Source organism: Aurantimonas marianensis (assembly GCF_024195285.1).
Classification (GTDB): Bacteria; Pseudomonadota; Alphaproteobacteria; order Rhizobiales; family Rhizobiaceae; genus Aurantimonas; species Aurantimonas marianensis.
Map to the genome: position 1 here is coordinate 1 of NZ_JALHBS010000117.1, position 9,022 is coordinate 9,022.

Consider the following 9,022-nt stretch of genomic DNA (forward strand, 5'->3'; position numbering starts at 1 on the left):
GAAGTGCGGCAACGCATGAAGCTTACCGGTACTAATCGCTCGATCGGCTTGATCATTCTCATTCGTCAATGTTCACCGGCCCCCATGACCCCAAAAAGTTGTAGACTTTTTGGATCAGGCTCATGGGCAAAGAAAAAACCGGGGTGAACATTGTCTCTTTCTCAGCTTCAGTCGCCAGCGGGCCCATCCGGGCCCTCGGCTCTCCCGCCATCAGGCGCGTCGGCCAATCCCCCGGCAAAAAAGGGGCGGCCTCTGACTGCCGTGCGCCTGGCTACGGGCCCTAAGGCCCGCCGTTGCAGTCGCGCGCCTCCGCGTCGGAGACGCTCCGGCATCTCCGCCTCAAATCGGTTCTCGATTTGCAAGACGGCTCCGATGACTGATCCTAGCGATAGGCGGCCCATGGCCGCGCGCTCGGACGGCGCCTCCTTCGGCAACGAAGCTCGGGCTACGAGACAAACCAACACACTTACTCTCAATTCCCTGCAGATCCAGCGCCTCATCAATACGGACCTCCAGGCCGGCTCATCGTGCCGGCTCGGATGCCGCGATTGAAATCATAAGCTCCGTCCGAGCCCGCTGCCGCAGGCAGCCCATGGCGAGGACAGCCCCGCTCCGACCGGAGCGGCGGGCCGTCCGGCCCGTAGCCAAGCGGACGGATGTCCGCGCCGGCGATTGAGGCCCCAAAAAAAACACCTCCCAGCTTCTCACGCTTTGCGATTTGCCGACCTGGTGGTTCTAGCGGGGCGGCCGCACCCGATCCCATTCCGAACTCGGCCGTGAAACGCCCCAGCGCCCATGATACTTCGTCTCAAGACGCGGGAAAGTCGGTCGCCGCCAGGTCTGCAAATCGCAAAGCTTCTCCATCTTCACAAAAAACCAGCCATACCAAAACGCCCCTCGCGCCCAAAAGCCGAGGGGCGTCTTGCGTTCGAACCGGCGCCACGCCTGCGCGCCGGCGCTCCGCGTTCGAATGCCCCCGGCCCCGCCCCCAAGCCGCATCACTCCGTCCCGCACGGCCACCCCGGCGGATGCAACAAACCAGCAGGTAGCCGCGTACAAGGGGCGTCAAGAGCGGGCCAACCGTTACGCCATCCTGCCCGAGCCGTTACGTGACGTGTCTGCATCATGGCAGACCCTGCGGGGGCTGGCCGCATCCAGCAAAACCGGCTGATCGCCATTGTCGGGCGGGGTTCATGGCCCATATGGGGCCTCGGCACGCGGTCGAGGCGCTGCTCGCAAGCCGGTCCGAAATCGGCTGAGTATCCGGCGAGGGTTTTATGGACCAGACGCTATCTGTTCTTCTCATTGTCGCCGGATCCGCCCTGGTCGTGGTGACCATCGTCGACGCCATTGGCGGCTTCTTTCGGATCGGCGCCAGCGCGGGAATTTTGACCCGCCCCTTCGAGGATCTCGTCAGTCGGGTGGTCTTGTGGTGGGTTCGGCGTTCCCGGAATCGCAACCAGCTGAATTTACTGGGTGCCTACTGTGTCGCGACGCGAACCGTCGTCAGCGTGACGATGCTGTGGCTCGGCTGGAGCCTGCTCTACGTCTCGTCCGAAGAGGCCGCTGTCATCGCATCGTCCGGGGCGATCGCAAGCACGCTGGAGCGGTTCTATTTTGCTGGCTATGTCGTATCCACCCTGGGTCTGGGAGACATCAAGCCGGGCAACGACACCTGGCGCATGGTGACGACATTCGCCTCGCTCTCCGGTTTCCTGTTCCTGACCTTCGTGGTCAGTTTCATGGTGACGATCGCCAGCCAGATATCCCAGCGACGGTCGGTAGCGATGGCCATCATATCGGCTGGCGATGGTCCCTACGCCGTGCTTGAGCGCTATCGCAGCGGCGACATCGTGGATCTTGGTCCGCTCGTCAGCCTGCTCGCGCTGCCGGTCATCACGTCAGCCGAGGCCAGTACCAATCTGCCGCTCCTCCACCGCTTTCACACGTCGGACACGCTGGCCTCCTATGCGGTGGCAATCGCCCGGCTGAATGAGACATTGACGATCCTGGAACATGGCTGCAAGTCCGATCCGGATCCCCAGATCGCGCTGCTGCGACACGGGATCGACATGATCGCCGACTCGCTGCCGGGTCAATGGCGCGACGACGCGGTAGCCGCGCCGCCCGCACTGACGCCGCTCCGTGCCTCGGGATTCATCTGCGCGTCCGATGACGCGTTTGCCGATGCGATGGTGGAGGCGCGTGTGCGGTATCGTCGCAACAGGCTGAAGAACATGGTGGAGACCCTCGGCTTTTCCTGGGACCGGGACGTCTATCGGAACGCTGGAGACAGCGTCCTGCCGTAACGGTTTGCGGCTGGGTGATCCGCTCCCGCGAAACTGCGGCATTTTTAACCCGGCTTCGCCATCGTGCGGGAAATAGTCGAGCGGCGCGGCGGACACATCCGACTGGCCGACAGGCCGGTTGTTGCGCGGTTCGTGGTCGAACTGCGTGTCACCGTAGTCATCGCGTAATGCATCGCTCGAGCCGGCCCCTCGGCCAGCGCGAGCTCCGGCGGAAAACCACTTCTTGGACGCGGGCCACGTCCAGCCTCCTGGTCCGAATCCGGCCATTCGCCTGCTCGTACGCCTCCCGCTCGGCTGGATTGGCTCCGTCGTTGACAGCCGTGCAGCGATTAATTTCGACTTTCGTAGAGCAAAAATAGATTCATTGACAAAACGAAAAACTAATGCGAGCAATTTTCTCGATGTCTCAGGGGTGAGGGGTCTTGATGGGGAATGCCGAGACGCCTGAGGCGGCCACGGGCGCGCAATTGCTCACACGGGCACTGTCCGCGGCTGGGGTCCGGACGCTCTTCAGCCTGTCCGGCAACCAGATCATGCCGATTTACGATGCGTGTCTCAGTGCCGGTATCCGAATCGTCCATGTCCGCCACGAAGCCGCGGCGGTCTACATGGCCGAGGCCCATGCCCAACTGACCGGCGAAGTCGGCGTAGCGCTCGTAACCGCCGCGCCGGGCTTTGCCAACGCCCTGTCGCCACTCTTTTCGGCGCGGCTTTCCGAAAGTCCGATCCTGCTCCTGAGCGGCGATTCCCCGCTTTCACAGGATGGCATGGGCGCCTTTCAGGAGCTTGGCCAGACCGAGATATCCGCACCCCTCGTCAAGGCGAGTTCCAGGCCGCAACGGGCAAGCGAACTCGCCACCGCGGTCGCCCAGGCGATACGCATGGCCAGATCCGGCCGGCCCGGCCCGGTCCATATGGCGCTGGCGTTCGACGTCCTCTGCGCTGAAGTGACGTCTCCCTCGATCCCCGCGTCCGAGGCTTTCGAACCGGTACCGTTGTCGCTGTGCGACGAAGCGGCCGACCATATCGGCGGATTGATCGCGCGCGCCGAACGGCCGGTGATCGTGACCGGCCCGGCGCACAATCGAAGCCGCGCCGACGGATTGACCGATCGCCTGGAAAGCGTCTTGAACGTGCCCGTGGTCTGTATGGAGAGCCCGCGTGGACTGCGTGACCCGTCGCTCGGCGCTTTTGCCGAGATCATAGCCGAGGCCGATCTCGTGGTGCTGCTTGGAAAGGCGGCCGACTTCACCACCGGGTTTCTTGGCAAGGGGTTCGGCGCGGCGGACGCGAAATTCGTGATCGTGGATCCCGATACCGGCTATCTGGACAGAGCGCGGGCCGCCTGCGGCGGGCGTCTTGCGTTTCTCGCCCGTGCCGACGTCGCGGCGGCGGCCGCCGCGCTCGTTGCCAGGGGCCGCGCCAGTTCCAGCCATCGCTGGCTGGCCGCGGTCAGGGAGGCGGTCGGCTGGCGCGGCGAGCGGGTCGCGGGCGACGGCGCGATTCACCCGGCCGCGCTCTGCGACGAGGTCAATCGTCTCATCGAGCGGGCGGACGAGGCGATCCTGGTCTGCGACGGCGGCGAATTCGGGCAATGGGCGCAGGCTTTCTGCACCGCTAAACGGCGCATCATCAACGGCCCCTCCGGCGCGATCGGCGGCGGCCTGTGTTACGCGGTGGCGGCCAAGATCGCCTATCCCGAAGCGACGGTGGTCGTGCTTATGGGCGATGGGACGGCCGGCTTCCATTTCGTCGAATTCGAGACCGCCGCTCGCGAGGGCGCCGACATCGTCGCTGTTATCGGCAACGACAGCCGCTGGAACGCCGAGCATCAGATCCAGTTGCGCGATTACGGGGCCGATCGGCTGATCGGCTGCGAACTCTCCGATCGAGCGCGTTACGACCGCGCGGCGTCCGGATTCGGTTGCCATGGCGAATATGTCGAGACCGCCGAGGAATTGTCCGCTGCGCTCGAACGCGCCGCGGCGTGTTCCCGGCCGACCTGCGTCAACGTGATCATCGACAGTCTGGCCGCGCCGGTCTTCTTGCGCGGCGCGGCGTCAGCGGTGACGGCGCACTGAACCGTGGCCAATATCGAGGAGGATATGAAGACCACCATGCCGGGCGAGAGCGTAGAACGAACCATCAAGGTACGCGTCTGGCGCGGCAAGGACGACGGCCGTTTCGAGAGCTACGAGATTCCGGCGCGGGAAAATCAGACCGTTCTGGACGTCGTCACCGAGGTTCAACGCTACCACGAACCGGCGCTTGCCTATCGCTTCGCCTGCCGCGTCGGCGTTTGCGGTTCCTGCGCCATGACCGTCAACGGACGGCCGCGTTGGACGTGCCGGACCCATGTGAAGCGGGTCGTCGAAAACGGCGAAATGACGATCGAGCCGATGCGCAACATGCCCCGCATCAAGGATCTCGTTTGCGACATGAGCGAGTTCTTCGACAAATGGCATCGGGCCGGCGGAAAGTTCAAGGGCAAGCTGACGCGTCACGAGAAGGTGGCGGCGGTCGATCCGCGGGATCGCAAGCGCAAGAATGCCGATGCCGGCATCGAATGCATCAATTGCGGCGTTTGCTATGCCGCCTGCGATGTCGTTTCCTGGAACGAGGACTATGTCGGACCGGCCGCGCTGAACCGGGCGTGGACGCTGCTCAATGACGAGCGCCATGCCGCGCCGCGCGAGGTTCTTGCGATGGCGACGGCGGACGGGGGCTGTTCGTCCTGCCATACCCAGGGCAGTTGCGTGAAGCACTGTCCCGTCGGCATCAGTCCGACGCGCAGCATCGCCGGCATCAAGCGGATGAGCCTGCTCGATCTGTTGAACTGGAGGGAGCGTTGACCGAGGCACGCCTCTTCGCGCTACAGCGGATCACCGCGATGATCCTGGGTCCGCTCGTCGTCGTTCACCTCGCCGTTATCCTTTACGCCGTGCGTGGCGGATTGACCGCCCAGGAAATTCTCGCGCGCACCTCCGCGAACGCCTTGTGGCCGCTGTTCTATCTTGTGTTCGTCGTCAGCGTCGCGATCCACGCGCCGATCGGTTTGCGCAATATTCTGCGGGAGTGGACCGCACTTCCCACCCGCGCCATCGACGCCTCCATGGTCGTCTTTGCCTTGTTGCTGGGGTTGCTCGGGGCACGGGCTGTCTACGCGGTGGCGGGGTGGGGCGCATGAGGTCTTCGCCGCGCGGACACCGGAGCTATGTCGCTTTTCTCGGACATCGCCTGTCCGGGCTGGCGCTCGCGATCTTCCTGCCGGTCCATTTCCTCGCGCTTGGCCTCGCCCTCGAAGCCGGGCGGTCCTTCGAGGATTTCATGGCCTTCGCCGATATGCCGCTGGTCAAGGTCGCCGAATGGGGGCTCGTCATGTTGCTGGCGATCCACCTGTTCTTCGGCGCCCGGCTGCTCGTCGTGGAGCTTCTTCCCTGGCGCGAGGAAGCCGGTGACCGCCCGGCGTTGATCGGCTGGGGCGCGGGCGGCGCCGTCGTCGTCGGATTGATCTTTCTGATGGGGGCGTTCTGAAGTCATGCGGACCGAACGAATGAAGACCGACATTCTGATCCTGGGAACCGGGGGAGCGGGTCTGTTCGCGGCGTTGCACGCCAAGCAGGCCAATCCCGATCTCGATGTCACCCTCGTCGTCAAGGGTTTGGTCGGCAAGTGCGGTTGCACGCGGATGGTGCAAGGTGGCTACAACGTCGCGCTGGCGGAAGGCGACAGCGTCGAGCGTCATTTCATGGATTCCATCCGCGGCGGCAAATGGCTGCCCCGCCAGGATCTCGCCTGGCGGCTCTGCACCGGCGCCGTCGAGCGCATCCGCGAGCTGGAGAACGAGGTCGGCTGTTTTTTCGATCGCAATCCCGACGGCACGCTCCACCAGAAGGCGTTCGCCGGGCAAACCTTCGATCGCACGGTCCACAAATCGGATCTGACGGGCATCGAGATCATCAACCGGTTGATGGAGCAGGTGTGGAACCTGGGTGTCGACAAGCTCGAGGAGCATCGGGCCATCGAACTTATTCCCGCCGCGGACGGCAGCGGCATAGCGGGCGTGCTCCTGATCGACATGCGCGCGGGCGTCTATCGCTTCGTTCAGGCCAAGGCGGTGCTTCTGGCGACCGGCGCCGGTCCGACCATGTATCTTTATCACACGCCTTCCGCCGACAAGACCTGCGACGGCCTCGCCATGGCGCTACGCTACGGCCTGAAGCTGCGCGACATGGAGATGGTCCAGTTCCATCCGACCGGCCTGCTCGGCGGGCTGCGCACGCGCATGACCGGCACGGTGCTGGAGGAGGGGCTGCGCGGGGCCGGCGGCTATCTGCTGAACGGCGATGGCGAACGGTTCATGACGCGCTACGACCCGCGCGGGGAGCGCGCCACGCGCGACGTCGTCAGCCGGGGCATCTATGCCGAGATGCGGGCCGGGCGCACCAGCCCGATGAACGGGGCGTTCATCACCATGAGCCACCTCGGCCCTGAATTTGTCGCCAAGACCTTTCCGGGGATGGTCAAGCGCTGTGCCGACTGCGGTTTCGATCTGGCCGGCGGGCGCGTCGAGATCGTGCCGACCGCTCATTACCTGATGGGGGGCGTGGAATTCGAGATCGACTGTTCGACCGCCTCGCCGGGGTTGTTCGCGGCCGGGGAGGATTGCGGCGGCGTGCATGGGGCCAACCGGCTCGGCGGCAATGGCGTCGCCAACTCGACCGTCTTCGGCGGCATTGCCGGCGACAGCATGGCCGAATGGGTCCGCCGGGGCGCGCCATGGCGCGATCCTGACGAGACGGTGATCGAGGCCGGCATCGCGCGCGCCGAAACGCCGTTCGGGCTGAAGACCGGCAACCTCTTCGAGCTGCGTGAACGGCTGTCGCACACCATGTGGGACGATGTCGGCGTCATGCGCACGGCAGAGGGTATCGCGCGTGGTCAGCAAAAGCTCGATGACCATTTCGCCGAGCTACGGACGACCGGCCTGAGCGACGGCGAGCGAGCCTTCAACCTGACGTGGCACGATTGGCTCAATATGGACAGCCTGACGACGATTTCGGGCGTCATCGCGACCGCCGCCCAGGCCCGAAAGGACAGTCGTGGCGCGCATTTTCGCGAGGACTTCCCGGAAACCGGCGATCTGGAGACGACCGCCTACACGCAGATTTCGCTCGATGGGGATCGGCTCGAGACCGAGATGGTGCCCGTCGAATTCAGCATCGTGAAGCCGGGCCAGTCGCTCCTGGCAGACGATCTCGCCGATGCGACGGCGGCCGCTTGAGGAGGAACGCGTGGTGATAGAAAATGCCAGGATCGAGGAAGCCGCCTACCAGATCATGCACAACGCGGCGATCGATATTCCGCAGGATTACCTGACCGGAATCAAGGGCATGATCGATCTCGAACAAGGCGATCTGTCGGCCTTCGTGCTCCAGTCGATGGTGGAAAATTGGGAGGCGGCCACCGAGGACCGTCGCCCGATGTGTGCCGACACCGGTTTGCCGCGCTATTACGTGAAGGTCGGCAACGAGGCGCGCATCGACGAAGGTTTCGTCGGCGCCGAGCGGTCGTTGCGCTCGGCCACGGCGCGCGCCACCCATGATGTGCCCTTGCGCCCGAACCGGGTCCACCCGCTCTGGCGCACCGAGCACAACAACAATGTCGGGATCAATTCGCCGGAGATCGAATGGAGCTTCGAGCCCGGCGCCGACTGGATCGACATCACCACGGTTCACAAGGGCGGGCTGTTCGGCACCGATTACCGGATGCTGTTTCCCGGCGACGGCATCGACGGGATCAAGCGCTTCTTTCTCGATACGCTGATCGCCTTCGGCAAGCGCGGCCTGGCGTGCCAGCCGGCGATCGTCGGGGTCGGCGTCGGCGGGTCGAAGGACACCTGTATGCAATTGGGCAAGCAGGCCGCCTGCCTGCGGACGGTTGGCGATCGCAACCCGGATCCCGAGATCGCCGCGCTCGAACGCGAACTCAAGGACATCGGCAACAAGATCGGCATGGGCGCGATGGGCTTCGTCGGCTCGTCCATGGTCGTCGATTGCCATGTCGAGGTTGGCTTCACCCATACGGGCGGGATGCCGGTTTCGATTCACACCTTCTGCCTCAGTTCGCGCCGGGCGACCGCGCGTGTCCACGCCGACGGATCGATCGAATACCGCACCGATCCACAATGGTTCACCCCCTATATGCGAAGGGAGACGGTCGGATGGGATTCCCAAGCCGCAATCTCAAGCAATTCCGCTTGAAGCTTCCCGCCCAGGCGGACGACATCGCGCAGCTCGAGCCTGGCTCCATCGTTTTCCTGGACGGCATCGTCTACACGGCGCGGGAGGGGGTCTATAAGCGCATCCTTCAGGATGGCGAGACGCTGCCCTTCGACCTGTCCGCCGTCAGCAACGTCAATTTCCACTGTTCGCCGGCCGCCGCGCCCGACGGAAGCGGCTCCTATCGGATCGGCGGCGTCACCGCCACGGCCAGCTTCCGGTTCTCCCAATGGATGCCGCAATGGCTGGAGACGACCGGAACCAAAATCATCATCGGCAAGGGCGGGATGCCGGCGGAGGACTACGCGAACATTCTCGTGCCCCACGGCGCCGTCTACCTGACGACGGTCGGCTACGGCACGGGGGCGCTTCTGGGACGCGGCATCAAACGGGTCAAGGATGTCGTCTGGCTGGACGACCTCGGCATCGCCC

General features: G+C 64.6%; 8 protein-coding genes and 1 rRNA gene. All 9 read left to right on the forward strand.

Going from position 1 to position 9,022, the window contains the following annotated elements; genetic code table 11:
- Positions 1–725: 725 nt before the first annotated feature.
- Positions 726–840: ribosomal RNA gene (gene rrf / locus MJ956_RS17910) — 5S ribosomal RNA — on the forward strand.
- Between the two features lie 437 nt (positions 841–1,277).
- Positions 1,278–2,309 carry a potassium channel family protein gene (locus tag MJ956_RS17915; protein ID WP_253965803.1) on the forward strand — a complete coding sequence of 344 codons (1,032 nt, stop codon included), beginning with the start codon at positions 1,278–1,280 and terminating at the stop codon, positions 2,307–2,309.
- Between the two features lie 425 nt (positions 2,310–2,734).
- Positions 2,735–4,390, forward strand: coding sequence for a thiamine pyrophosphate-binding protein (locus MJ956_RS17920; RefSeq protein WP_253965804.1), 1,656 nt, complete (start codon positions 2,735–2,737; stop codon positions 4,388–4,390).
- Positions 4,391–4,393: 3 nt separating this feature from the next.
- A complete protein-coding gene (locus MJ956_RS17925; RefSeq protein ID WP_253965805.1) occupies positions 4,394–5,161 on the forward strand; it encodes a succinate dehydrogenase/fumarate reductase iron-sulfur subunit in 768 nt (255 codons plus the stop codon).
- Positions 5,158–5,496, forward strand: a complete 339-nt coding sequence (locus tag MJ956_RS17930) for a succinate dehydrogenase (RefSeq protein ID WP_253965806.1) — start codon at positions 5,158–5,160, stop codon at positions 5,494–5,496. Before MJ956_RS17925 ends, MJ956_RS17930 begins: the two co-directional genes overlap by 4 nt.
- Positions 5,493–5,843, forward strand: a complete 351-nt coding sequence (locus MJ956_RS17935) for a succinate dehydrogenase/fumarate reductase transmembrane subunit (protein ID WP_253965807.1) — start codon at positions 5,493–5,495, stop codon at positions 5,841–5,843. The genes MJ956_RS17930 and MJ956_RS17935 overlap by 4 nt, the downstream gene beginning before the upstream one ends.
- Before the next feature lie 19 nt (positions 5,844–5,862).
- Positions 5,863–7,593, forward strand: coding sequence for an L-aspartate oxidase (locus MJ956_RS17940; protein WP_253965808.1), 1,731 nt, complete (start codon positions 5,863–5,865; stop codon positions 7,591–7,593).
- A 10-nt stretch (positions 7,594–7,603) separates the two neighbouring features.
- Positions 7,604–8,572: a fumarate hydratase gene (locus tag MJ956_RS17945; RefSeq protein ID WP_253965809.1), complete on the forward strand. Its 969-nt coding sequence runs from the start codon at positions 7,604–7,606 to the stop codon at positions 8,570–8,572.
- On the forward strand, positions 8,533–9,022 hold a 490-nt coding region (locus MJ956_RS17950), incomplete at its 3' end, for a fumarate hydratase C-terminal domain-containing protein (RefSeq protein ID WP_253965810.1). The genes MJ956_RS17945 and MJ956_RS17950, both read left to right, overlap by 40 nt.